The sequence below is a fragment of the Desulfobacula sp. genome, from assembly GCF_014237455.1.
GTDB lineage: Bacteria > Desulfobacterota > Desulfobacteria > Desulfobacterales > Desulfobacteraceae > Desulfobacula.
In genome coordinates this window covers 1-23735 of the sequence record NZ_JABZFL010000029.1, presented here as the reverse complement: position 1 = coordinate 23735, position 23735 = coordinate 1, and the positions used below count along the sequence as shown (strand labels likewise).

Annotated in this window: 25 protein-coding genes; 5 read left to right on the top strand and 20 right to left on the bottom strand. The window is 44.3% G+C overall.

All coding sequences use genetic code 11. The annotated features are described in order from the left end of the window. Window position 1 precedes the first annotated feature (1 nt). The 6 genes from pyrE to nfo form a co-directional block, all read right to left on the bottom strand. Window positions 2-670 carry an orotate phosphoribosyltransferase gene (gene pyrE, locus HGJ91_RS04150; RefSeq protein ID WP_291346438.1) on the bottom strand — a complete coding sequence of 223 codons (669 nt, stop codon included), beginning with the start codon at window positions 668-670 and terminating at the stop codon, window positions 2-4. Window positions 671-694: 24 nt separating this feature from the next. Further along, window positions 695-1507 carry a dihydroorotate dehydrogenase electron transfer subunit gene (locus HGJ91_RS04145; protein WP_291346437.1) on the bottom strand — a complete coding sequence of 271 codons (813 nt, stop codon included), beginning with the start codon at window positions 1505-1507 and terminating at the stop codon, window positions 695-697. Beyond that, window positions 1507-2412, bottom strand: coding sequence for a dihydroorotate dehydrogenase (locus tag HGJ91_RS04140; protein WP_291346436.1), 906 nt, complete (start codon window positions 2410-2412; stop codon window positions 1507-1509). Before HGJ91_RS04140 ends, HGJ91_RS04145 begins: the two co-directional genes overlap by 1 nt. Before the next feature lie 119 nt (window positions 2413-2531). Beyond that, entirely contained in the window at window positions 2532-3728 is a 1197-nt protein-coding gene (locus HGJ91_RS04135) for an FAD-dependent oxidoreductase (protein WP_291346435.1), read from the bottom strand. A 15-nt stretch (window positions 3729-3743) separates the two neighbouring features. Further along, entirely contained in the window at window positions 3744-3878 is a 135-nt protein-coding gene (locus HGJ91_RS04130) for a hypothetical protein (RefSeq protein ID WP_291346434.1), read from the bottom strand. A gap of 296 nt (window positions 3879-4174) precedes the next feature. Beyond that, window positions 4175-5017: a deoxyribonuclease IV gene (nfo, locus tag HGJ91_RS04125; protein WP_291346433.1), complete on the bottom strand. Its 843-nt coding sequence runs from the start codon at window positions 5015-5017 to the stop codon at window positions 4175-4177. Between the two features lie 121 nt (window positions 5018-5138). Here nfo and HGJ91_RS04120 point away from each other — a divergent pair, with 121 nt between their 5' ends. Beyond that, the gene (locus HGJ91_RS04120; RefSeq protein WP_291346432.1) at window positions 5139-6227 is read left to right on the top strand and encodes a hypothetical protein; all 1089 of its coding nucleotides are present in this window, start codon (window positions 5139-5141) and stop codon (window positions 6225-6227) included. A gap of 63 nt (window positions 6228-6290) precedes the next feature. Here the strand turns inward: HGJ91_RS04120 and HGJ91_RS04115 are convergent, their stop codons facing one another. Then, on the bottom strand, window positions 6291-7037 hold the full coding sequence (locus tag HGJ91_RS04115) for a Mut7-C RNAse domain-containing protein (protein WP_291346431.1): 747 nt from the start codon (window positions 7035-7037) through the stop codon (window positions 6291-6293). A 106-nt stretch (window positions 7038-7143) separates the two neighbouring features. Between HGJ91_RS04115 and HGJ91_RS04110 the strand changes: the two genes are divergently transcribed. Next, the gene (locus tag HGJ91_RS04110) at window positions 7144-7713 is read left to right on the top strand and encodes a cupin domain-containing protein (RefSeq protein ID WP_291346430.1); all 570 of its coding nucleotides are present in this window, start codon (window positions 7144-7146) and stop codon (window positions 7711-7713) included. 15 nt (window positions 7714-7728) lie between these two features. Further along, entirely contained in the window at window positions 7729-9381 is a 1653-nt protein-coding gene (locus HGJ91_RS04105) for an AMP-binding protein (RefSeq protein WP_291346429.1), read from the top strand. Window positions 9382-9436: 55 nt separating this feature from the next. Here HGJ91_RS04105 and HGJ91_RS04100 read toward each other — a convergent pair whose 3' ends face one another. From HGJ91_RS04100 to HGJ91_RS04050, 11 genes are all read right to left on the bottom strand, one after another. Next, on the bottom strand, window positions 9437-9982 hold the full coding sequence (locus HGJ91_RS04100; RefSeq protein ID WP_291346466.1) for a YkgJ family cysteine cluster protein: 546 nt from the start codon (window positions 9980-9982) through the stop codon (window positions 9437-9439). Continuing rightward, window positions 9975-10634 (bottom strand): phenylalanine--tRNA ligase beta subunit-related protein, encoded by a 660-nt coding sequence (locus tag HGJ91_RS04095; RefSeq protein WP_291346428.1) that lies wholly within the window; start codon window positions 10632-10634, stop codon window positions 9975-9977. Before HGJ91_RS04095 ends, HGJ91_RS04100 begins: the two co-directional genes overlap by 8 nt. 174 nt (window positions 10635-10808) lie before the next feature. After that, window positions 10809-11264 carry a MaoC/PaaZ C-terminal domain-containing protein gene (locus tag HGJ91_RS04090; RefSeq protein ID WP_291346427.1) on the bottom strand — a complete coding sequence of 152 codons (456 nt, stop codon included), beginning with the start codon at window positions 11262-11264 and terminating at the stop codon, window positions 10809-10811. Window positions 11265-11350: 86 nt separating this feature from the next. Continuing rightward, entirely contained in the window at window positions 11351-12355 is a 1005-nt protein-coding gene (locus tag HGJ91_RS04085; protein WP_291346426.1) for an MDR family oxidoreductase, read from the bottom strand. A 94-nt stretch (window positions 12356-12449) separates the two neighbouring features. Continuing rightward, the gene (gene carB / locus HGJ91_RS04080) at window positions 12450-15653 is read right to left on the bottom strand and encodes a carbamoyl-phosphate synthase large subunit (RefSeq protein ID WP_291346425.1); all 3204 of its coding nucleotides are present in this window, start codon (window positions 15651-15653) and stop codon (window positions 12450-12452) included. Between the two features lie 163 nt (window positions 15654-15816). Beyond that, window positions 15817-16494, bottom strand: coding sequence for a YkgJ family cysteine cluster protein (locus HGJ91_RS04075; protein WP_291346424.1), 678 nt, complete (start codon window positions 16492-16494; stop codon window positions 15817-15819). A gap of 81 nt (window positions 16495-16575) precedes the next feature. Beyond that, window positions 16576-18528: an aldehyde ferredoxin oxidoreductase N-terminal domain-containing protein gene (locus HGJ91_RS04070; RefSeq protein WP_291346423.1), complete on the bottom strand. Its 1953-nt coding sequence runs from the start codon at window positions 18526-18528 to the stop codon at window positions 16576-16578. A gap of 117 nt (window positions 18529-18645) precedes the next feature. After that, the gene (locus HGJ91_RS04065; RefSeq protein WP_291346422.1) at window positions 18646-18864 is read right to left on the bottom strand and encodes a cupin domain-containing protein; all 219 of its coding nucleotides are present in this window, start codon (window positions 18862-18864) and stop codon (window positions 18646-18648) included. 107 nt (window positions 18865-18971) lie between these two features. Continuing rightward, window positions 18972-20225, bottom strand: a complete 1254-nt coding sequence (locus HGJ91_RS04060; protein WP_291346421.1) for a cysteine desulfurase-like protein — start codon at window positions 20223-20225, stop codon at window positions 18972-18974. A 69-nt stretch (window positions 20226-20294) separates the two neighbouring features. Next, a complete protein-coding gene (locus HGJ91_RS04055; protein ID WP_291346420.1) occupies window positions 20295-21080 on the bottom strand; it encodes an SDR family oxidoreductase in 786 nt (261 codons plus the stop codon). Beyond that, complete coding sequence (locus tag HGJ91_RS04050) at window positions 21016-21570, bottom strand: XRE family transcriptional regulator (RefSeq protein ID WP_291346419.1); 555 nt, start codon at window positions 21568-21570, stop codon at window positions 21016-21018. Before HGJ91_RS04050 ends, HGJ91_RS04055 begins: the two co-directional genes overlap by 65 nt. Window positions 21571-21754: 184 nt before the next feature. On the opposite strand from HGJ91_RS04050, the gene HGJ91_RS04045 reads away from it, so the two are divergent. After that, window positions 21755-22516 (top strand): AzlC family ABC transporter permease, encoded by a 762-nt coding sequence (locus tag HGJ91_RS04045; protein WP_291346418.1) that lies wholly within the window; start codon window positions 21755-21757, stop codon window positions 22514-22516. A 2-nt stretch (window positions 22517-22518) separates the two neighbouring features. Continuing rightward, window positions 22519-22869 (top strand): AzlD domain-containing protein, encoded by a 351-nt coding sequence (locus HGJ91_RS04040; RefSeq protein ID WP_291346417.1) that lies wholly within the window; start codon window positions 22519-22521, stop codon window positions 22867-22869. Window positions 22870-22966: 97 nt separating this feature from the next. On the opposite strand, the gene HGJ91_RS04035 is transcribed toward HGJ91_RS04040, so the two are convergent. Together HGJ91_RS04035 and HGJ91_RS04030 are read right to left on the bottom strand one after the other, a co-directional pair. After that, window positions 22967-23140 (bottom strand): hypothetical protein, encoded by a 174-nt coding sequence (locus HGJ91_RS04035; protein ID WP_291346416.1) that lies wholly within the window; start codon window positions 23138-23140, stop codon window positions 22967-22969. Window positions 23141-23153: 13 nt separating this feature from the next. Beyond that, window positions 23154-23555 (bottom strand): hypothetical protein, encoded by a 402-nt coding sequence (locus HGJ91_RS04030; RefSeq protein WP_291346415.1) that lies wholly within the window; start codon window positions 23553-23555, stop codon window positions 23154-23156. Between the last annotated feature and the right edge of the window lie 180 nt (window positions 23556-23735).

The window sequence follows — 23735 nt, the reverse complement described above, 5'->3', positions numbered from 1 at the left end:
TTTATGGTGCACCATATTCTTCAAGATAGGTATCAATTTTTGCAAGCATGCCATCATCCAGAACAACTCGGTTATTTATTTTTTTATTGTGAAGATATTTTTTAATTTCTGTGATGGTGACAATGGAATGAATGGGAATGCCAAGGGTTTCCTCAACTTCCTTTAGTGCATTTTTATCGGTTTTTCCTTTTTCCTGTCGGTTGACACTGATGATAATACCGGTGACCGTCGGGTTGTCACAGGACTTAAGGACTTCAAGAGATTCCCTGATGGCTTTTCCGGAAGTAATGACATCGTCCACAAGGATCAGTCTGGATTCGGATGTCAGGGGCATGCCCACAACAAGGCTTTTGTCAGCATAAGTTTTGGCTTCTTTTCGATTGAATACATACCCTTTATCCATACCCATGTCAGAGAGTGCCAGGGCTGCACAGATACATAAGGGGATTCCTTTGTAAGCAGGGCCGTAGATTCCGTCGAAGTTGCCGGGGAAATGTTCCTGTATGGCTTTAGCATAACAGGTGCCGAGTTTTTTAATTTTAAGGCCGGTGTCAAACATGCCGGTATTGATAAAGTAAGGGGCAATCCTGCCGCTTTTTAATTCAAACTTGCCAAATTTTAAGGCATTGCAGTCAATTAAAAATTCAATAAATTCTTCTTTGTATGTCATTTACAACAATCCTTTACAATATGTCTATTTACAACGCCAGGAAAAATACTGGGCAAGATTGACATCTTTGCCGGATTTTAACAGGGCTTTTGTATTAAAGTCTTTTATACCACGAAGGGCGGAAGAATCAAAGACCGGGCCGTCTTTGCAGACCACCTGTTTGCCGCAGACACAGGCCCCGCAAACTCCGAATCCGCACCTCATGTAGCGTTCCAGAGACACCTGGCAGGGAATGTGGTGCTTCTCACAGATGTTGAAAATATGGTACATCATGATTTCAGGCCCGCAGGTATAGACTCTGTCAAAGCTTTTGCCTGAAGCAATTTCATTTTCCAGGAGTTCTGTGACAAATCCTTTGCGGCCGAAACTTCCGTCATCCGTGCAAAAGAGTCGGTCAAGGTCAAACCGGTCCGGGTATAAGATATATTCTTTGGATTTTGCCCCGTGGATAAAAGTTGTATTTTTATTAAGCTTTTCCACCAATGTGGCCAATGGCGCCATGCCGCAGCCACCGGCAACAACTGCCACCGTATCGTCTGATTTAATATTAAACCCGTTGCCAAAAGGCCCCCGGATGCCAACCAGATCATCTTTTTCCAGGGTAATGGCTTTTTGGGAGAAAATGCCTTTGGCCTCAATGGTGATGGCAAACCTGTCTTTTGAATGATAGGAAATGGTATAGGGTTTTTCATCAATATCCGGAATCCAGACCATGATGAACTGACCGGGTTTGAAGGGCAGGGCATAATTAAAAAACAGGGTGGCAAACTCCTGGCTTTCAATCTGTTTTTCCGCAACCCTGAGCATGATATGTCTTTGATCGGTAATGGGTTTCATCATCCTTCCTTATGGGCTGCTCCTATAATATCTTCATGACTGTAATGATGATCTGAAAGCCAGGCTTCCATTTCCCGGGTGACTTTTTGAAACACATCAATCCCGCGGTACCGGACAGCACTTCCGATGCCCGCAAGACTTGCCCCTGCCATGATCATTTCAATGGCGTCTTCTCCTGTGGTAATGCCGCCAAGCCCGATGATGGGAATTTTTACTGCTTTATAAATATCAAACACACACCGGACGGCAACAGGCTTTATCATGGGGCCGGAAAGCCCCCCTTTTTTAAAGGCCAGCACCGGCATTTTGGACTCAATATCAATCACCATTCCCGGGCCCACCGTGTTGATGGCGCAGATGGCATCGGCCCCTGCATCTTCACAGGCCCTGGCAACGTCACCGATATCCGGGGCCTGGGGGGTCAGTTTTACAATGAGCGGAACATTGATGACTTTTTTAACAGCAGACACAACATCATGGGAAGATTGCGGGTTGATCCCGAAGATCATGCCATGCTTTTCAGAGTTGGGACAGGAAATATTAATTTCGATAAAATCCGGGTTTTTGGAAGATACAAATTCTGCCACCATCCGGTATTCTTTAACAGACCCGCCATAAACGCTTGCAATTAAGGGAAACTCTCTTTTTTCAAGGTCCTCCCACTCATTTTCCATGTTCAAATACCCGGGAGACGGCAGTCCTACGGCATTGATCATGCCGTGACCCAGATCAATCACCGTGGGGTTTTTATGTCCGTCCCTGGGTTCAGGGCCGATGGATTTCATGGTCACAAGGCCGCAGCCGTTTTCATGGACTCTTTCAAGGATGTCCCTGCTGTTCCCAAGAATCCCTGAAGCAAGAACCATGGGGTTTTTCAATGTCTTCCCAAGAAACTGGATTGTCATTATGCATGTCCGTTTTTATAAATTAATTTTTACTGCCATTTATTAACATACTATGACAATTTGAAACAATGAAGAATTGTTTTTTTGAACAGCAATCCTTTCATTAAAAAATGCAGCAATCAAATCTTTCCTGATGCCTGGACCCCTATGATGGATATGGGTTCCAAACTGGGTTCTGAAGAAAGATCCGGGTGTCCGGCACAGTTGATGGTCAAAAGATCCTCAGGGACTGCGCCCATTTTTATGGCCAAATTCATGACATCAATCTCCTTTGCCGGGGACTCGCTCATGCTCACGATCTGGCTTCCTATAACTTTTCTATTCTCCGTGTTGAAAACCACCTTCAGAGTCCATGGCTTCATTCCCTTGATCATGCCATGCTTACTGCGGGAGTCAACTGTGAAACAGGCTGTCTTGATGCCATGTTTTTTGGCAAGCTTCTCTGTAAGGCCAACGCTTGCTGCACAGAGATCAAACAGCTTGACACAGGAGCTGTTTAGCGGCCCTGTAAAAGGGATGGCAGCGCCGTTCAGCCGTTTGGCAACAAGACGTCCCTGACAAACTGCAGCACCCCTGAGTTGCCCGGGTATATTTTTGCCGGTAATAAGGCATTTGTTTTCCACATTGTCACCTGCGGCAAAGATATCCGGGTGAGATGTCTCCATGTACTGGTTTACCTTTATGCCGAATTCTCCAATATCAAGTCCGGCCTGCTTTGCAAGGTCAAAGTTACTTTTGGCCCCAACTGACAGAAGGACCATATCCGAATCTGTTACATCGCCTGAATCAAGCTCAACGCCGTTTATATATCCATCTTTTCCGGAAAGTCCCGTAACCCTGACGCCTGTGTGCAGCTCGATTCCCTGTTCTGCAAGATAAGAAGCAACCTTTGAGGCCATATCGGCATCAAGCATATACGGGAGGGGATGATCCAGAAGTTCCACCACCGTCACCTTGAGACCCGGATGGGTCTGCTTCAGCAGGGTGCCCACCTCAAGACCTATAAAGCCTGCCCCAACCACTGTAAGGCTGTTTATCTTCCTCTCATCAATAAACTGTATCATTGCTTCGGCATCCGGTGTGCTTCGTAATGTGAAAACACCCTGGAGATCCTTGCCTGGCAGCGGAGGTATGACAGGGTCAGCGCCGTTGGCAAGGAGAAGCTTGTCAAATGAAAGCACCTTGCCCCCTTCCAGGGTCACATTTTTCTCCTTGCTGTCAACACCTGTCACCCTCTCTTTGATAACAGTTATACCTGCATTTTCCAGCATGGCATCCGGGGCAACTATGGAGTCACTGGTGGCCAGACCGGCCACAACGTGGGGAAGCGCTCATCTGACAATGAAATTGGGTTCCGCCCTTATCACTGTCACATCAACGTCCGGATTTATGTTGCTGGTAAGAATAGCAGCCGGCCCGCCGGCCCCGCCGCATCCAATGACAATAAAATTCTTTTTTTCGTTCATTATAATTCTCCTGTGTTTGGGTAGAAGATAAGAAAGCCCAACATTGAAAATATACTGGTTTTTATCCGATACATTTTCTGATTGAATACAAACCGTTATTGATTATACATACGAGTAACAAAGTGTCTACTTTTTAACAAAGATCGTTTTCTTCTTCGGTTTCATGCCAAAGAGGAACCGAATGATGCTAACACGTTTTACTATTAAATGGTACAGAAAGATGCTACTTGCCAGGGCGGCCAATTTGTTCCGATCTATTTTTTTTGATGAAATTGGCGTTAGCATTTTTTATATTTTTATTCAATCAGGTCATAGAGGAGTCTGATCTCCTCTTCCCAGATGGAGTGATCCGGTGTTTCAAGAACCATGGGAATATGGTCGAAGCGCGGGTCGTTCATGATGAATTTGAAAGGCTCAAGCCCCAGAGATCCTTTTCCAATGCTCTCGTGTCTGTCCACCCGGCTTCCAAAAGGTTTTTTCGAATCGTTCAGGTGCATGGCTTTCAGGTAGCTGATACCCACGAGATTGTCAAATTTCTGGAGAGTGTCTTCAAAGGCCTTGGCTGTCTTGATATCGTACCCGGCAGAATAGATATGACAGGTGTCCAGGCAGACCCCTATGCGGCTCTTGTCCTGAACATTCCCAATGATCCGGGCCAGGTGTTCGAATCGATGTCCCATATTGGTTCCCTGGCCGGCGGTGTTTTCGATGACTGCCGTGATGCCGGCTGTCTGGTCCAGGGCCAGGTTGATGGATTCAGCGATCCGTTTCAGGCAGTGATCGGGATCTATTTTGTTCAGGTGACTTCCCGGGTGCAAGTTCAGGTATCGAAGACCCAGTTGTTCGCAGCGCTGCATCTCGTCAAGAAAGGCAATCCTTGATTTTTCAAGAGCTTCTGCTTCCGGGTGCCCGAGATTGATCAGGTAACCGTCATGGGGGATGATGTGCCTGGGATCGTAACCGGTGCTCTTGCAGTTCTCCTTGAATTGGGCAATGGTTTTGTCAGTCAGGGATTTTGATGCCCACCGTCTCTGGTTCCTGGTGAACATGGCAAAGGCTTTTGCGCCAATTTTTTCCGCATTTTGAGGGGCTTTTTCTGCACCTCCGCTGATACTGACATGGGCTCCGATATACTTCATTTTTTTCCTTTCTCTATCATTCTACTGAAATTAGGTTTGTGTTGTCTACCTGTGTATTTTACGATAAGATTATGCATCATTATATCAATGGAAAGGAATAAAAATCCACCAATAGGTGGTGGTGGGTGTTACAATTGTTTTGATTATTTTAATTTTCATCATCCCAATGGGATTAATTCTGGCATTGCCGCTTTTAGGGGTCCTCTTTTCCGGGCATAATGTTCTGCCATATCTTGTATTTCCACCAAAATCTGTCATCACTTCCCATGCGCCCTTTTCCGGACCTGTTTTCATTGCGATATTTCTATTTGTAGTCGTTACAGTCCTGCCGGTTTTTAAAAAAGGCCTGACCTATACGGGCAGAACAACCCCCTTGACAGCCGGACAATTGCCCTGGTGGGGATATGGTTCATTTGCAGGTCTTGCCTGTTTCTGGATATTGGCCTGGACCCGGTTTGACTGGTTTTCGACTTATCAGGCCCATACTTTTTTCCCCATATGGTTCTGTTGGATAGTCTATGTTAATGCATTGACCTTTCGGTCTAAGCATCAATGCCTTTTGGTGAATTTTCCATATAAATTCATAGGCTTGTTTATTATTAGTGCTGTATTCTGGTGGATGTTTGAATATTTAAATCGGTTTGTCGGGAACTGGTATTATTCCGGAAGCCAGTATTCGGCCGGCAAGTATTTTTTTCTGGCCACTTTAAGTTTTTCCACGGTGCTGCCGGCAGTCGAAAGTATGAAAGAATACCTTTTAACCTTTGACCGGTTTAAAAACGGTTTTAAGAATATGCCTGGTATTAAAAGACTTAATTCGAGACATGGCGCCTTATTTTTGTTGATTTTATCTTCTGTTCTTCTTCTCTTTATTGGTGTGTTCCCGGATCCACTCTTTTTTTTGGTATGGATTTGTCCTTTTTTTATTTTTTTGGGATGCTGGATTTTATTTGATCCCCCTCATATCCTGGAAGGTGTAAAAAAAGGGGATTATACAATGGTGGCAGCCTATGCCACCGCCGCATTGATCTGCGGTTTTTTCTGGGAAATGTTTAATTTCTACAGCCTGGCCAGGTGGCAATACACTATCCCTTATGTACAGGTGTTTCATCTGTTTGAAATGCCGGTGCTGGGGTATGCCGGTTATCTGCCATTCGGGCTGGAATGTGCTGTGATTATTGATCTTGTTATGAAACATTCACGCAAGTGATTTTTTCTATGCAAATTTTGTAAATATGAATCTAGTCTTTGGATAATCAAACAAAATTTTTTTTCAATGATTTATTGAAATTCCTATGGATGATATCTTTTGGCATATATTATCGTAATGGGAACCCTTCCAAAAAACTTTTTTACATTGGGGGCATTGAAAAAAAGTATGAAAATAACGTTTTGTTTTTGGTTCCAAAAGATGAAGCACCTCTTTTTTTTCGACCTCTGCAAGCTTGATATTACACGCCGTACATCTTGAAAAAAAAGAGATCATCCCTTCCAATCCAAAAAAAGTAATTGTTTCAACAAGCTGCTCCCAGGGCATGTTTGCCCGGATCCTCCTTGCATAAACGATTTTATTTCTTTTTAAAAGAGCGGTATCACGGGTCAAGACGATTCGACTCTGAGATTTGGCTATCTGGGCTATCATATTGTCAGAATTAGATGATGAGAGATCAACATCAAATCCCAATAAGATCATAAGCTTTCCTAACCGGATCACATTGACATCTGCAATAAACTTAATCGTATTAAACGGTTTGGGTCGTAAATTTGAAGACAACTGGACATTGAAAGGGGGCGTTATGCCATGGACATCCAAGATCCCATGGGTGCCGGGGATAAATGAAAAATCAATTTTTTGATGATTAAAATAAAGATTGCCGATTTCTGTATGCGGGACACCAAATGATTCAATGATATCCTTGACCGAGGCGTTTCTATCTAAAAAAAATTCAAATCCCCGGCTGATTTTCTTCTTGGTTAAAAAAAATTCAAATTGCCTGTCAAATTGTATAAAAATTTTCATAGTTCTTGTCAAAGCCTTGTAAAAAAACAGTTTTTTATTATGATTATTTTGACAAACGCTACACCATATATTATATCTATTTTTTTTAATTTTGCGTGGAGAAACGATGCAGACTGTAAAAGTGAACAAACGAATCAAAACATATATGGAAAAACGACAGATGGATGTCCATGGGCTTGCTGATACAACAGGTCTTGACTCAAGCTTTATTGACACCATGCTCAAAGAGGATGTTTACCCCCCCTTGGGGCCTTTAATGAAAATTGCCAGGGCACTGGGGGTGAGACTGGGTACCTTTTTGGATGACCAGGAAACATCTGACCCTTATATTGTCCGCAAGGCGAATAGAGCCTCAAAATTTTCAGTTCTTGGTGGAAAAAACAAAACCACTGCACTGAATTTTTATTCACTGGGACAAGGTAAGGCCGACCGCCACATGGAACCGTTTTTTGTCGAAATTCTGCCCGAGTCCGCCAGTGAAAAAGCCCTTTCTTCCCACGAAGGAGAAGAATTTATTGCGGTGATTAAGGGCAGTATAGAAGTGATATACGGTAATGAAACCCATATATTGGATACCGGAGACTCTGTCTACTACAACTCCATTGTCCCCCATTATGTGTCTTGTGTCGGCCAGGAAAAAGCCGAAATTCACGCTGTCATCTATATACCTGAATAAATAAGCGAGTAAAAGATGGATACAGAGCAAGGATTAAGAGAGCGGACCCTGGGCCAGATCCTGGACCGGGCCGTGGAAAAATTTCCGGATCATCCGGCTATTGTATATGTTGACCGGGACTTCAGGCTGACCTACAAACAATTTTCCAACGTAGTGAATGAAACAGCCAAAGGGTTGATGGCACTGGGCATTCAAAAAGGTGAGAAAGTGGCTGTATGGGCCACCAATATCCCCTTCTGGGTCACCCTTCAATTTGCCACCGCCAAAATCGGGGCCATTCTTTTGACCGTAAACACAAACTATAAGGCAGCTGAACTTGAATACCTGCTCACCCAGTCGGAGACAGAAAACATCTTTTTGATTGACGGGTTCCAGGACACCGATTATGTCAACACAATTTATGATCTGGTACCGGAATTAAAAACCTGCCAGAGAGGGTCGTTATCGAGTCCGAATTTTCCTCATTTAAAAAGGGTGGGATTTTTAGGCCCTGAAAAACACAGGGGCATGTACAGCATACCGGAAATTCGTGCCCTGGGTGTGATGGTTCCCGATGCTGACTTTCAAGCCCGGCAGGACGATTTAAATCCACATGATGTGGTCAATATGCAATATACATCCGGTACAACCGGATTCCCCAAGGGAGTCATGCTTACCCATTACAATATTGGCAATAACGGATATTGGATAGGTGCAAACCAGAATTTCACTGAAAACGATCGGGTATGCCTTCCAGTACCACTCTTCCATTGTTTTGGCTGTGTCCTGGGGGTATTGGCCGCTGTGAACCATGCTAGCTGCATGGTTATTCTGGAAGGGTTTGATCCCCTGCTGGTCATGGCTTCAGTAGAGCAGGAAAAATGCACAGCCCTTTATGGGGTGCCCACCATGTTCATTGCTATCCTTGAGCATCCCATGTTTGCTAAATTTGATTTTTCCTCTTTGCGCACCGGTATAATGGCCGGGTCCAATTGCCCGGTACATGTCATGGAACAAGTCATCGACCAGATGAACATGAAAGATGTCACCATCTGCTATGGACTAACAGAAGCGTCCCCTGTCATGACCTATACTCGCATTGGTGATGATATCCGCCTCCGGGTGGAAACCGTTGGCCGTGCCCTTCCCCATATTGAACTCAAAATTGTGAACCCCGAGACCGGACAGACACTTGAACATGGCACTCAAGGAGAAGTCTGCTGCCGGGGGTACAATGTCATGAAGGGATATTACAATAACCCGGATGCCACAAAAGAAACCATAGATTCAGAGGGCTGGCTCCACTCCGGGGACCTGGGTATCATGGACAGACATGGCAATCTCTCCATCACCGGTCGTCATAAGGATATGATTATCCGTGGGGGTGAAAATATCTACCCAAGAGAAATCGAGGAATTTCTTTATCGCATGGATGAGATTCGGGATATCCAGGTGGCTGCCGTTCCCAGCAAAAAATATGGAGAGGAAGTGGGTGCCTTTATCATACTAAAAGAAGACGCCCAAATTGAGCCCAGTGATGTCAGTGATTTTTGCCGGGGCAAAATCAGCCGGTACAAAATTCCCAGATATGTCCATTTTCTTGAAGATTACCCCATGACTGCATCAGGCAAGATCCAGAAATACAAACTCACACAGATGTCTTTAGATATCTGGCTGGATCGGCGCTAATGGTGAGATCAAATGATTTGGTCCTTGATGGTCAACCAGGGTCCGAGGTTACACGTTACACCATCATTTTATTAATAGCAATTTTATGGGCTTTTCCAAATTCCATGATCTCTTCCGGCTTGAACTCCCCTTTTTTATAGGTGTTCAAAAAAGCCGGAGAGGAAAGCATGTAAAGAATATAGGACAAATGGCCCGTATATCCGATAATGTCCAATCGTTGTAATTCCTTTATGGATCGATCTGCTGCTTCCATGACCTGGCGGTTCACCACAGGTGGATTTTCCCGGGAGCATACATGGGCGGAATAGATCCTACGGCAGGAAAATGGCCTGACCTCATAAATCATGCAGGCATTGTTCTTCATTAAAAACGGACAGGGGGCCATGACCTTGTTTTCCCTTTTCTTGATTTCCTGCTGAAAAAGCTTGGTCAGGCTTTTCTGCCGGGACCTTGCAAACCCTTTCATGGCCTTTCTGATGACCAGCCCTTCAAGGGTGGTAATATCAATTCTTCCGGCCTCTTTGCAACAGAATCCGCACCCCTTCTCGCAGGCCGCATCTTTTTTATACCCACGGGTTTTTGCCTCAAAGGTTTTATATATGTCGCTTAACGCTGGTATTTTTCTTCTCCTCTTTTAATGCAGAGTATATCTTAACCATTTTAACCTTAGCTTCCGGCGCAAAGAGTAGTACGTTCTCTCGGATTGTATCGAGTTGCTGCTGGACCACCGCCACTGGTACTCCCGGAGGCCCGTATGCCACGTAAAGCGCACGACGGGTGTCCGGGGAAATTGGCGTACGCTTATCCTGACCATAGATAATAGTGCATATAACTCCCTTACCGTCTGACATCATCATATCATTTGGCTTCAGAGATCGGACTGAACCATTCATCTGAATAAACACTTCATCCCCTTGTGTAGCATCAATGGTTAATGGGGGTTCAAGCAAATCTACATCATGTCCGGCGGTTAGTACAAGTGTTTCCAACTCAGCGGCAAAATTCGCATCAACTAGCGGACTTACATTCGGCAGAGACTTACCCTTTTGCACAACTGACTCTAACTGAAGCTGTACATGATACGTTTTTTTGAATTTTTTATAGTAATTTCGATAGGCCTTCAAAACCTCCATCTCGATGAAGTCTGTTCGAGAAAACTCCGCGAACTTTTCACGAAGACTTGATTCAATTCGTTTTTTCCTCTGATCCAGAAGAGTTATGCGCCTGGCATTATCCACATTATCAATGATCAATACGCCAACATGACCCTCAGGAAAAGTATCGTGCCACTGTTTAGTAATTTCAATCTGAAAAATCCTGTTACTCCTTTAAAAATCCTGGTTCACTTGTCATAATGTATAGTCCTTAAATTAGCTCGCCTCCGTTCGAACCGTTCGCGGACAGAACGGTCCCGCCAGGGCACTTGCTTATTCTTTCTTAGTGACTATCATGCTAGTCTGGTATTCGATCACCTGCTGATCACGCTGGTTATAGGTTTTATTTTTGTATATGAACAAAAATCTTTCCGGGTTTTTGGTGGGACGAATATCAACCACTTCGGCATCAGCCTTGAGTGTATCCCCAAATAGCACTGGAGAGGTGATCTTCATATTGTCTACGCCAATGTAAGCATAAATTTCATACCCGTCCTGGGCCAGAAGTTCAGCGATATTGTCCGCATGGTGGACCAGACCGTCGGCTACGGCAAAGATGATCGGGCCTGCCAGAGAGCGTTCCTTGAACCATGTTCTCTTGGCATACTCGGAATTGCTGTGAACTGCCATATTGAACCAGGTGAGTTGATGCAGTATGGAGAAGTCCCCCACATCAAGTGTTCTGCATACCCGACAAGGAATTTTTGTACCTGCTGTTATTTTACCCATAAGATGATTACTCCTCTTAATATTATTTTTTCTTAATTTCCCTACAGGGAAGTATGTATTGCCTCGTTATCGATATTCCAACTGTATCAGGCATTGACATCGACCACAATGTGGCCGGTGATGTTGCCCGCCAGGATTTCATTGGCGTACCGGGGTACTTCATCAAGGTTTATTATTTTATTGATTTTGTCCAGTGCTGCGTCGGGGATATCAGTCACCAATCGATCCCAGGCTGCTATTCTTCTCTGCTTGGGGCACGATACCGAATCAACCCCTCTCAGGCTAACACCCCTCAGAATAAATGGCATTACTGTAATGGGCAGGTCGTACCCTCCTGCCAGCCCACAGGCCGCCACACATCCGGCATATTTCATTTCGGAAAGGACCCGTGCGAGTACGTTACTGCCGACTGTATCAACTGCGCCGGCCCATTTCTGAGTTTCAAGAGGTGTCGGCATCTGTGACCATTCTTTACCGCCGGCAAACTCCTTGGCTCCGATTTGCCTCAAAAAATCGTGGGTGAATTCCTGTCCCGCTTTGGTGAGGGTGGTTACTTCATATCCGAGCTTGGCAAGAATGGCTACCGCGTTGCTTCCCACCCCGCCAGCGGCACCGGTGACGATGATTGGACCGCTGTCCGGTTTTACCCCGGCTTCTTCCAGGGTCATAGTTAAGAGCATAGCCGTGTAGCCGGCAGTACCGATGGCCATGGCCTTCCTGGTATCCATACCTTTGGGGAGGGGGATTAGGAAATCAGATTTAATCCTGGCCATCTGCGCATAGCCACCCCAATATCTCTCACCCACACTCCATCCATTTAATATGACCTGGTCGCCGGGCTTGAAATTGGGAGATTCTGATTCAACCACAGTTCCTGCCAGGTCAACACCTGGTACTATCGGAAAGATGCGAAATATTTTATTGCGGTTTGCAAATCCCAGACCTTCTTTATAATTCAAGGTGGAATAGTCTACTTGGATCAGCACATCTTCCCGGGGCAGATCCGCAACCGTCAGATGTTTCACCGTCGCCACCAGTTGGCCATCACCTTTCTCTACCACAAGCGCTTTAAAGGTACCTTCATTTGTCATGCTGTGTACTCCTCCTAAATCCAAATTTTTCCCAATGTCGTTCCTATCTTCCATCCGGATTGATGCTTCCAGAGTTGAATTTATCTTAATTTATTTAGCAAATAACCGCGTGTCGCTCTTGCAGCGATTTGATGTCAGTACCTTCTTTCAGGTATAGTTTAATGCCGACGGCAGCGGCCATGGCGGCGGCGGTTGTTGTGATGTAGGGAACGTTGTGGCGGATAGCGGCTTTACGGATTTCGGAATCATCGTGTTCGGATTTTGATCCGTGAGGGGTGTTGATCAAAAGCTCGATAGAGCCGTTTTTGATTTCATCCACAATGTTAGGTCGTCCCTCGTGAATTTTTAAGACGGTTTCACATGGGATGTCGTTTGCTTTTAAGAATTTTGCAGTACCGTCAGTGGCGCGGATTGCAAAAGCGATGTTGATAAATTCCTGAGCTGCTTCGAGTATTTTTTCTTTATCTCTTTCTGCAACCGTGATCAGTACGGTGCCGGAAGTGGGTAGGGGTTGCTGTACTGCTTCTTGTGCTTTGAAAAAGGCTTGGGGAAATGAATCAGCCATGGCAAGAACTTCACCTGTGGATCGCATTTCAGGTCCCAGCAGCGGGTCAACTTCCGGAAACATATTGAATGGGAAGATTGATTCTTTGACACCAAAATGAGGGTATTCCCGTTTTTTCAAATTCATATCTTCTAATTTTTTTCCAAGAGCCAGTTCTGTGGCGATGCGAGCCATAGAAAATCCACATACTTTTGAAACCAATGGAACCGTTCTGGATGCTCTCGGGTTGGCTTCTAAAATATAAACCTTGTCATCACTGCCAATGGCATATTGAATATTCAACAACCCCACAACACCAAATTGGATGGCTATTTTTCGTGTATATTCATTAATGGTATCCATATGTTTTTCAGAAATCATTACCGGTGGAATCACACAGGCGGAATCACCCGAATGGATACCGGCAAATTCCACATGCTGCATAATGGATGGGACGTATGCAGATGTTCCGTCTGATAGTGCATCTGCCTCAGCTTCGATTGCATTTTCCAGAAAGCGGTCGACCAGAATCGGCATTTTAGGGCTGATTTCTTCGGCTTGGGTTACATAGTGCCGAAGTGATGTTTCATTAAAAACGATTTCCATCCCCCTTCCACCCAAAACATATGAGGGGCGGATAATAATCGGGTATCCGATATCAGTAGCGATTTCAATGGCTTCTTCAGCGCTCCGGGCAATACCTGACGCCGGCATTGGGATGCCAAGCTCTGTCATCATGTCACGGAAATGCTCTCGATCTTCGGCTAAATCAATGGTTTCCGGAGTGGTCCCGATAATATTAACACCAGCTTCTTTGAGTTCGTTGGCAATATTTAACGGTGTCTGGCCGCCAAATTGAATCAGGACGCCTTCTGGTTTTTCTTTTTCATAAATGCTGAGCACATCCTCTAAAGTGAGAGGCTCAAAGTAGAGTTTGTCTGAAGTGTCATAATCGGTGGAAACGGTTTCAGGATTACAGTTGATCATAATTGTTTCATAACCGGCCTCTTTTAAAGTAAAGGCCGCATGAACACAACAATAGTCAAATTCGATTCCCTGGCCAATTCTGTAGGGTCCACCACCTAAAACAATAATTTTTTTGTTATCAGTGATAGAAACTTTATCTTTAGCATTATAAGTAGAGTAGTAATAGGCAGCATCTTCAACACCACTTACGGGTACCGCATCCCAGGCTTGAGCGAGCCCAAGGCCAAGTCTCATATCTCGAATTGATTTTTCGGAAGTATCCAGAATTTGACTTAGATAACGATCGGAAAAACCCTCTTTTTTTGCTTGAATGAGCACATCAGATGGTATTTCTTTTCCTTTGCAGGCGAGCACTTTTTCTTCTGTTTCAACAAGTCCCTTCATCTGCTCTAAGAACCACATTTTAATATGGGTGCGTTGGTGGAGTTCATCAAGATCTGCTCCTTTCCGCATAGCCTCATAAAGGATGTATTGACGTTCGCTGGTGGCTTCTACTAAAAGCCTCATAAGCTCATCTAAGGTTTTCTTATTGAAATCGTTTGCAAAACCGAGTCCGTGACGACTGTTTTCCAGGCTTCGGATCGCTTTATGAAACGCTTCCTTATAAGTTTTACCGATGCTCATTACTTCGCCCACAGCGCGCATTTGAGTACCCAGTTTATCTTCAACACCTTTGAATTTTTCAAACGCCCATCTGGCGAATTTAACCACAACATAGTCGCCGCTTGGTGTATATTTTTCCAGAGTTCCATCCCGCCAGTATGGAATCTCATCCAGGGTTAACCCGCAAGCCAGCAGTGAAGAAATCAGGGCAATAGGAAACCCTGTGGCTTTAGATGCCAGTGCAGATGATCTCGATGTTCTCGGGTTGATTTCAATTACCACCACACGGTCGGTTTCCGGATTATGCGCAAATTGAACATTGGTCCCACCGATAACGCCGATGGCATCCACAATATCATAGGAGTATTTTTGGAGTCGGTCCTGTAGTTCCTGGCTGATAGTTAACATCGGTGCAACACAAAATGAGTCGCCGGTATGAACACCCATGGCATCCACATTTTCAATAAAGCAAACTGTGACTTTTTGCCCTTTTGAATCTCTTACCACTTCAAGTTCAAGCTCTTCCCAGCCGATCACCGATTCTTCAACCAGGATCTGATGCACACGACTGACCTGAAGTCCGCGCTGGGCAATGGTTCTAAATTCCTCCATATTATAAACATGGCCGCCACCAGTACCGCCCATGGTGTATGCCGGTCGAATCACAAGGGGGAATCCCATATTTTCTGCAATTTCCACTGCTTCTTTCAGGGTGTGGGCAGGTTTGCTTTTCGGCATTTCAACACCCACCTGATCCATGGTTTCTTTAAAAGAAATACGATCTTCACCACGCTTTATCACGTCTACCTGAACGCCGATTACTTTCACGCTGAATTTTTCAAGAATTCCTTCTTCATGGAGCGAAGAGGTTAGATTAAGACCGGTTTGACCACCCAAATTTGGTAAAATTGCATCTGGTCGTTCTTTTTCAATAATCTGGGTAATGGTTTTTACATTCAGCGGCTCAATATACGTTGCATCCGCATAAATCGGATCGGTCATGATTGTGGCTGGATTTGAATTGACCAACACGATCTGGTAACCCAGACTTCTCAACGCCTTACATGCCTGGGACCCGGAATAATCAAATTCCCCGGCCTGCCCGATAACAATGGGGCCTGAACCAATGATCAGCACTTTTTTAAAATCGCTTCGTTTTGGCATACTCCTGTTTTCCTTTCCTTTTTTAAATCTTTTTCACGGTTCATCTGTGATAGCTGGCGGCACATTAGCAAAATATTAAAACTTAGTAAATGTAATAAGATTTGACCCCTTTTCTTCAAATCTTTAAAACATAGGCCAACTGATTTGTTGCTCCTTTATAAAGTCACTTTGCAGAACTGGAAGGGGCTTGGGGAAACCGCAGTTTGATTCCTGAGGAAGTTTCTCTGGCGGTAAACCCAAGGTGTGTAAGCAGCTGGAAAAGTGGTCGACCAAAATAGAACAGCTCTTGTGAAACCGAAAGATTAAATTCATCGATTGCCCGGATACGATAGGCAAGATCTTTATTGATGATTCGTTCAAGCTTTTTGACTGTTTTCTTGGATGAACGGGAAATTGTCCGGGAGATTGTTTTTAGGTCGGGGCATGGAAATAGCTCTTCATGCTCAATTAGTCGTTCTCTCAACGGATTGCCTTTTTTTACAATATCAAGCCTTGAAAGGAGATCTCTGCCGGCAAGTCCGAGAATATCATCTGTATCCCAGCACTTAAGAATCTTGCAGGCAAGGGGGCGATGATCGTATATGGTGCATCCATTCCGGGTTTTATCGTAAAAGATACAGGTCCATGAATCCTTTATCCCGCGGATTTTTAAGAACTCTGTTTTTACAGGCTCAATGGAATTTGAGACCGGATCATGGATAAGTTCACCTTTCCTGATGGTAATGAATTTTTCAAAGGATAGAACCCCTTTTTCTATTAAGGGTAAGTCCTGGGTGTGTAATGCAGGACCGCCCTTTTCGCAGCAGGTGCCGCACCGCTTACATTCATTTTGACGCGTCATATGATCCATTTTCCGGTGAAGAATAATTTTCAAAAATAATAATTATATCTCTATTCTTTATTCCTGTATAGAGTTTTTTCCTCACCCTTTTTTTAGTAATCCGCTCACATTCAACAGATCTGAAAGTCCAAGTTCATGAAGTTTTTCCGTCCTGGGATAACCGGTTTCAGGATTCCACCCTCTTATTTGATAGAACTCATCCCGCATTTTTTTGAAGACTTCACGGTCCAGGGTTTGGCCTTTACGGTTTAAAACGGTATCCCCTTTACCGGGCACAAGCACATCTGTGTTCATAAAAACGCTTTGAACCGGATCAGTGAAATTGAATTCTGCAACGGTGTCATCTTTTTCGGGGTTCCAACCTTCGCGAAACAGGATGGCACGTTGTTGATTGAAAATGATTTCACCGAATTTAAGAAGCGCATTCTCATCCAGCTCTTTTCCGGTTACTGCATTGAATGTGCGGGACTCTAAGGTTGAATCACCCACCTTATCTTCCGTATGGTGCGAAAACATCAATGGCCAGCAGGAATCACACAGCCCCAGACTGTCCTTAACATAGGTGCGGTCTATGATGCGTGAGGCTGCCATGGCTTTGCCTTCATGAGTATTCAGATCCCAGGCCTTATCATGACCCCAGAATTTGGCTACTGCTTTTCGATATACATCCGCAGAAACCGGTGTTGCTCCAGGATATTGCAGGTTCATGACCCACATGCCAATAGCTCTGCTGACCTCATGTAACATGGCAATAGGTTGCCGGGGTTCAAAGGCATACAACAAACCGTTCATCAAATATTCTCTTGCCGAATAGGTAGCGCCGTCACCCACATCGGAGACTTCATTGGCAAAAAGTTTTTTGGCTTCTGGCCCCATGGTTTCTCCCACTCTCAAGAGCCCTTCAGCCAGAAGATTACCAAATCCCTGACGATAAGCGATCATATTGCAGAGATCTTCAAAAAACTCCCACGTCCCCAGTTTGTCAATTTCAAGGCCGGTTTGAGAGTCATTCAAATATCCTGCGTCATAACCCGCACTGATCCACTGAACGATATTGGCCATCTCCATGGTGCATAAGGATAAATTGTTGCAAAGCCCTGTTGCATCTGAAGCAGTTTCAGCGGGTTCCCCCGGTCGCCCCATCACCCAGGGAAAGTATACAAACATGGCCTGGCACTTTCTAACAACCTCTTTATTCGATTTGGTTCTATAGGTGGATCGCATGATACAGTCCAAACCGCACTGAAAACAAGATGCCTTGCCTGTGCGGGAAATCTGATCCGGTGGGTATGGATTGAATGAGGTGTCACGTTTATTCAATCTTATTGTTAAACGATTGAGCTCATTTAAAGCCTCCGGATCACTTACCAGAGGAGATTGAGTTCCTTTCACAGCAATGGCTTTTAAATTTTTAGCACCTAAAACCGCTCCAAAACCTCCGGTTGAACTACCTTCATTATCAGTCATCAGGTTGGCATTGCGGCATAGATTCATCCCGGCCGGACCCGTTGTGATAAAATGTGTTTTTTTGCCGTGTTTTTGTTGTAAGTACTCCCCGACTTGCGTAACTCCCTCAAGATGAATTTTATCCGCTTCTTGAAGCGTTGCATTCCCATCGGAGATGAATAAATAAACAGGTCGATTTGCCTTTCCGGATACCATTAATCCATCAAAACCAGCTCTTTTTAATGCAGCCCCCCAATATCCGCCCATATTGCCGTAGCAAAAGCCTTCCGGCATCAACATAGGCGATTTTCCCACAACCTCAAACCGGGATGCGCCTTGAGCACCTGTTGCGGTTAATGGACCTGTCATAAAAATCAAATGATTTCCCGGGTCAAAAGCCTTGACAGTGACAGGGACATATTCCCAGTAAAGGCGGGTGGCGATTCCTCGCCCCCCTAAAAATCGATTCGCATACGGTTGAGTGTCAATCTCTGTGATGGTTTCTAAAGAAAGATCAATCTTTAGAATTTTACCCAACCAACCGTGACTTAGAGAATCCAGAGTGTCTTTTTTAAAATTGTCAGCCACATTCTCCTCCTATTTATTTGAGTGTAAAATACCTTAAAAAATTATTATTTCCAAAAATAGCCATAGGGTAATGCCTCGCCATGATATCAATAGTGGGTTATAATCTTATCCTTTGCGCTATTTCAGGGATATATCCAGAAGCTTGACTGTTTTGTCAAAGGTTTTCCAACCATGGTGCTTGCCCGCAGGTATAAAATAGCACTCATTTGTTTTTAATAATCGGCACTCCTGGCCTACAAACATTTCTATTGTGCCTTCCATAACAATTCCGCACTGGTCAAATGAGTGCTCATGTCCCGTATCTTCCTTTCCCTGATCTATTTGCATGCAAACCATAATAAGGTTCTCCCCCTTCGTCTAAAAATTGTCCGATGAATTTGCATATTAAGCCGCTTGGGCCTCGAGCTTATAAATAAAATCTGTTTTCCGACTGGTGGCTGTCCTCAATCACGTAATGGGCCTTGTCTTCCACTGATAAGTGTTGTGACGGCAGCAATTAACCGGTCAACTTCCTCCATTGTATTGTAAACAGAAACCCCCACCCTGGTGAGGCCGCCTTTTTCCAGATACCCGAAGATTTCAGTGGGGCGGATACCGTAAAAGTGACCATTCCAGGCACAAATCCCTTGTTCCCCTAAATAGTTACACACATCCGAAGGGTTTATTCCTGCTATATCAAAAGAGATTGTAGGGGCTTTTTTTACTTTTATATCAGAAGGCCCTATTATGGTTAAGGTTTCAATGGTCTTTAATTTTTTGAAAATATTTTTGTACACGGCATCTTCATATCGATTTATTTCCTTCATGGCACTCACCATTCTGCTTCTGGCTGAGTCGCCTTCTCCAAAGGTTTCAATATAATCAATGGCAGCATTAACCCCTGCAATCGCTGCATGATTCAACGTGCCGGTTTCGATACAATAGGGGGCATGCTGTAATTGTGTTCTTAAATTGAAAGTTGGCAATCGATTCAGGTTTTCTCCATTTGAATAAAGAATTCCAATATGGGGCCCATAAAATTTGTAAGCAGAGCATAATAAAAAATCAACCCCCAGTGCGGTGACATCCAATGGGAAATGGGGTACATAATGGACCGCATCAACCAATAACATTGCACCGGTTTTATATGTCATTTTTCTAACCAGCGGCACATTATTAATCGTACCGGTAACATTGGAAGAGTATCCCATGGCGACCAGCCGTGTTTTCTCATTTATTTTGTTTTCAAAATCATTATAATCCAGCAACCCGTCCGGCAATAAAGCGACCTCTCTGACAACAATTCCATTTTCGCGTAACGCCAGCCAGGGACCCCGGTTTGCTTCATGATCCAGCTGGGTAATGACAATTTCATCTCCTGGGTTTAACCAGCTCCCAAACGCCCGGCTTAAGGAGAAATTCAGAGTGGTCATATTATGGCCATAGGAGATATTTTCCGGGCCGTCTGCACCCAGAAAGGCTGCTATTTTTTTCCGGGTACCTTCCACGACTTGGTCGGTGCGCCGGGACGTGATAAAGTTCCCATGAAAATTGGCGTTACTGGTATAATAATAGTCTGAAACGGCATTAATCACGGATTGCGGAACCTGGGTGCCGCCGGGACCGTCAAAGTATGCCAGAGGGTATCCATTAATCTCTTGTTTCAATGATGGAAAATCATCTCTTCGACTGAGCATCTTTTCAAACAACCTGTTCATCACGCTCCTCCATTTTTTTATCAGTTACTCTATAATTGTACAAACCTGTTTTACACCATAAAAATAATGTCAAAAACCATAAACAGAAAAACCACCATCAACAGCAAGGCACTGACCTGTAATATAAGAAGAGGCTTCCATACACAAAAATGCTGCAGACGCTGCAATTTCAGCGGGTTCTGCGATTCTTCCCATGGGGGTTCTGCTTAAAACAGATTCCAGATACGCGGCATCACTCAACACCTGTTCTGCCAGAGGTGTTCTTGTATACCACGGTGCAACGGCATTGACCCGGATCTGATTTTTTGCCCATTCGCAGGCCAGGTTGCGCGTCATCTGATTTAAAGCCGCCTTGCTCATTCCATAGGGCGCACCCGTTCTTAAATGGGATAAACCGGCAACCGATATAATATTAACAACCGAAGCCGCTTCTGACTTTTTTAAAAGCTCATAAAACAAGCGGCACAAATGGAAGGCTGAATTCATATTCAGGGTAAGGATCAAATTGAATTCTTCCGGTGTGTATTCATGAAACTTTTTTCTGATATTTGTTCCTGCATTATTGATTAAAATATCAAGGGACGACCATTTTTTTTTAACCGTTTCCAGGAGGGTTTCCATATCGGCAAGATGGGTGACATTGCAGACACTTCCATCTGCATCAAAATCGTTTTCCTTCCATTGTTTCGTAACCGTTGTACCCCATTGTTCACCAGGGTGTTCTTTAACCAGATTAAACCCAAACTTCTCATAAAGATGCCTTGCAGACAAACAAGGCATGATTAAGGGGTTAAGAAAGATAACTGATCTGCATGATGGCGGACACCATTTTTTTGCCGATACATTTATAGTCATGGGGGCAATTCGCCTGAAATTGGAGGAACTCATTTTCATTGATGCTAAAAGTTTTACCATCAACATTAATTTCAAGCTGACCTTTTATCACAAAGACATATTCATAAACATTGCCTTCATGGGGCTCTCCTGAAAAAACAGTGTCCGGGTCCATTTCAAAAAAATAGGTTTCATAGGATTGTTCGGGTTCAAATGGGATTAAAGGATAAACCCGGTAATGTTCCGACTCAGCTGTCAGGGGCTTTCCTTCCCTGAATGATCGTACTTTTGCCTCTACCACCGGTTTTCTAAGCAGGCTTGTAAAAGAAACCTTAAGTCCGTTGGCAATTTTCCAGATGGTTCCGATGGTTGGGCTTGATTTGCCGATCTCAATCTGTCTAAGCATGCTTTTACTGACCCCTGTCAGCTCTGATAGCCTGTCCAGACTAATTTTCCTGGACTCTCTGATGGTTTTCAGATTACTTGCAACAACATCAATCGACTGTTCCATATAATAAGCTCCTTGACAATATATTGCACAATAGTTATCATAGCGACCAAAAGTTTGTTAAACAGTACAACAAGTATGTAATTTATTCAAGAGGTGAAAAATGAACCCTTCAGAAAGGGTATCAATCTGTTTTTATTCTTGCTGCTTGTTTATACGGCCATGGATTTATCAGGGGTTTTATTAAATGCCAGTTAATCATTCCAGACAGAAAAGAGGAATTGCAATCTCCCCAAAAAATAATTCCCCGGTGTCCCTGTTCTTTGAAGGGGCAAAGGATACCTTTCCTTTAATTGTCGGCGCCATCCCCTTTGGCATCATCTTTGGCACATTGGCGGCCACGGCCGGACTTTCCTTTGGTGCCACCATGGGAATGTCCCTGTTCGTTTTTGCCGGGGCCTCACAGTTTGTCTGTGTCAGCCTGGTGACTGCGGGCGTGGCATGGCCCATGATTGTGCTGACCACCTTTGTGGTGAACCTGCGCCATATGCTCTATGGCGCCACCATGGTTTTCTTTTACAAAAATTTGAACCCGCTCTGGAAGATGGTGCTGGCCTTTGGCTTGACAGATGAAACCTTTGCCGTGGCCGTCAGCCGATACAGCAAAAATGATGGGGTCCCAGGCAAGCATTACTACAACCTGGGTTCCATGGTGTTTATGTATGGCAATTGGAATTTATGCACCTTTATCGGGCTTACGGCCGGCAAGGCATTCCCAGGGATATCCCAGTGGGGGCTTGACTTTGCCATGCCCGCCACCTTTATCGGCATTGTCATCCCATATCTTGTTTCAAAACCCATGTGGGCGTCTGTGATTACGGCGGGAACAGTTTCCATCCTGGCCGGAGGACTTCCCCATAAACTTGGGTTGATGATGGCTGCCCTTGCCGGGGTTGCAGCAGGAGTTATTTGTGAAAAAGTATTCTCAGAAAAAAAGGAGCGGATTTAAAGATGTTTGAAACAGGTATTCAACTGTATGAAATTTACATGGTTGCAGGGATGGCGCTGGTGACCTTTGGCATACGCTATATCATGTTTCCGCTTTCCGGGCGATTGCGATTCCCTGAACTGTTTGAACGGGGGTTAAGATATGTTCCACCAGTGGTGCTGACAGCCATTATTGTTCCCTCTGTGCTCATGCCAACCGGAGAAACGCTCAATCTTAAACTGAACAATCCCTATCTCATTGGTGCGATTACGGCTTGTGCCGTTGGCGGGCTGTTTAAAAATTTGTTGTTGACCATCGTGGTGAGCATGGCTGTTTTTCTGGGGGCTCAATGGGCCTTTGCCATGGGCTGGTAATTGGATAATTGTCCAGGCTATCCGGTCCTGGCGACCCCAAAGCCGTTGATTTGTTAGCTGTAATATTTTGAAAAATTTAATTAATATTAAAATAAAATTATCGCAAAAGAGCTTCAGCAAGTTCTGAACCCAATTTTGTGGCTTTAATCAAAATCTCGTTATCATCTTTTACTTTCGCTCTGTCAAAAATACTGAAAACAGGCAATTCTCCAATTACCTCATACCCCAGCGCTTCAAGAGGAAGGCGCATAGCCTCAAGCGTAAACCCCATATCTTTAGCAATTCTATACTGTGTTGCCCTTTTCGGTTGCCACTGAGTATTTCCAACCGTTTTGGCACTCGATCCCGGGAAAATAGGAAAGAAGTTTTTCATCAACGCCTGGGATAAAACCTTTGTCGATTGCAATGCCAACCAGAGCAGAGGTTATGCTCTTGCCTGCCGACCTTATGTCGTGCAAGGTGTCAGGGCCTTCTCCGTTGAAATATTCCTCGATAAGGATTTTTCCCTTTTTAGTAACAAGGATACTATTGATATCTTTAAAGGTCTGATCCATAATGCGCGCCCTCAGTAACTCAATTCTGACACGATCAAACCCTTTATTTTGGATTTCCTTTGCATGACTGTCAACAAGAGTAATTATTGCAGTAATTACCAAGGTAATAATTAAAAAAAAATTTCTTCTCATCTCAACTCACACTGCTTGTAATTCTCCAGTATTTCTCTCCAGATAACCGCTTTGGCCGGTTCATTCGACTCATTGTGTTCTATTCCCGGTGCTGTTTCCTGAATCTAGTTATCGGTCTTTCCATTTCACTGATGGTTCCTTTTCTAAAAAAGCCTTGATTCCGATTTGAGCATCTTCCGA

Excerpts from the sequence above, each read along its gene's own strand:
- pyrE (WP_291346438.1), bottom strand. The coding sequence starts at position 670 with ATGACATACAAAGAAGAATTTATTGAATTTTTAATTGACTGCAATGCC.
- HGJ91_RS04145 (WP_291346437.1), bottom strand. The coding sequence starts at position 1,507 with ATGAAACCCATTACCGATCAAAGACATATCATGCTCAGGGTTGCGGAA.
- HGJ91_RS04140 (WP_291346436.1), bottom strand. The coding sequence starts at position 2,412 with ATGACAATCCAGTTTCTTGGGAAGACATTGAAAAACCCCATGGTTCTT.
- HGJ91_RS04130 (WP_291346434.1), bottom strand. The coding sequence starts at position 3,878 with ATGAACGAAAAAAAGAATTTTATTGTCATTGGATGCGGCGGGGCCGGC.
- nfo (WP_291346433.1), bottom strand. The coding sequence starts at position 5,017 with ATGAAGTATATCGGAGCCCATGTCAGTATCAGCGGAGGTGCAGAAAAA.
- HGJ91_RS04115 (WP_291346431.1), bottom strand. The coding sequence starts at position 7,037 with ATGAAAATTTTTATACAATTTGACAGGCAATTTGAATTTTTTTTAACC.
- HGJ91_RS04110 (WP_291346430.1), top strand. The coding sequence starts at position 7,144 with ATGCAGACTGTAAAAGTGAACAAACGAATCAAAACATATATGGAAAAA.
- HGJ91_RS04105 (WP_291346429.1), top strand. The coding sequence starts at position 7,729 with ATGGATACAGAGCAAGGATTAAGAGAGCGGACCCTGGGCCAGATCCTG.
- HGJ91_RS04090 (WP_291346427.1), bottom strand. The coding sequence starts at position 11,264 with ATGGGTAAAATAACAGCAGGTACAAAAATTCCTTGTCGGGTATGCAGA.
- HGJ91_RS04085 (WP_291346426.1), bottom strand. The coding sequence starts at position 12,355 with ATGACAAATGAAGGTACCTTTAAAGCGCTTGTGGTAGAGAAAGGTGAT.
- carB (WP_291346425.1), bottom strand. The coding sequence starts at position 15,653 with ATGCCAAAACGAAGCGATTTTAAAAAAGTGCTGATCATTGGTTCAGGC.
- HGJ91_RS04075 (WP_291346424.1), bottom strand. The coding sequence starts at position 16,494 with ATGACGCGTCAAAATGAATGTAAGCGGTGCGGCACCTGCTGCGAAAAG.
- HGJ91_RS04065 (WP_291346422.1), bottom strand. The coding sequence starts at position 18,864 with ATGGTTTGCATGCAAATAGATCAGGGAAAGGAAGATACGGGACATGAG.
- HGJ91_RS04060 (WP_291346421.1), bottom strand. The coding sequence starts at position 20,225 with ATGAACAGGTTGTTTGAAAAGATGCTCAGTCGAAGAGATGATTTTCCA.
- HGJ91_RS04055 (WP_291346420.1), bottom strand. The coding sequence starts at position 21,080 with ATGACTATAAATGTATCGGCAAAAAAATGGTGTCCGCCATCATGCAGA.
- HGJ91_RS04050 (WP_291346419.1), bottom strand. The coding sequence starts at position 21,570 with ATGGAACAGTCGATTGATGTTGTTGCAAGTAATCTGAAAACCATCAGA.
- HGJ91_RS04045 (WP_291346418.1), top strand. The coding sequence starts at position 21,755 with ATGCCAGTTAATCATTCCAGACAGAAAAGAGGAATTGCAATCTCCCCA.
- HGJ91_RS04040 (WP_291346417.1), top strand. The coding sequence starts at position 22,519 with ATGTTTGAAACAGGTATTCAACTGTATGAAATTTACATGGTTGCAGGG.
- HGJ91_RS04035 (WP_291346416.1), bottom strand. The coding sequence starts at position 23,140 with ATGGGGTTTACGCTTGAGGCTATGCGCCTTCCTCTTGAAGCGCTGGGG.
- HGJ91_RS04030 (WP_291346415.1), bottom strand. The coding sequence starts at position 23,555 with ATGAGAAGAAATTTTTTTTTAATTATTACCTTGGTAATTACTGCAATA.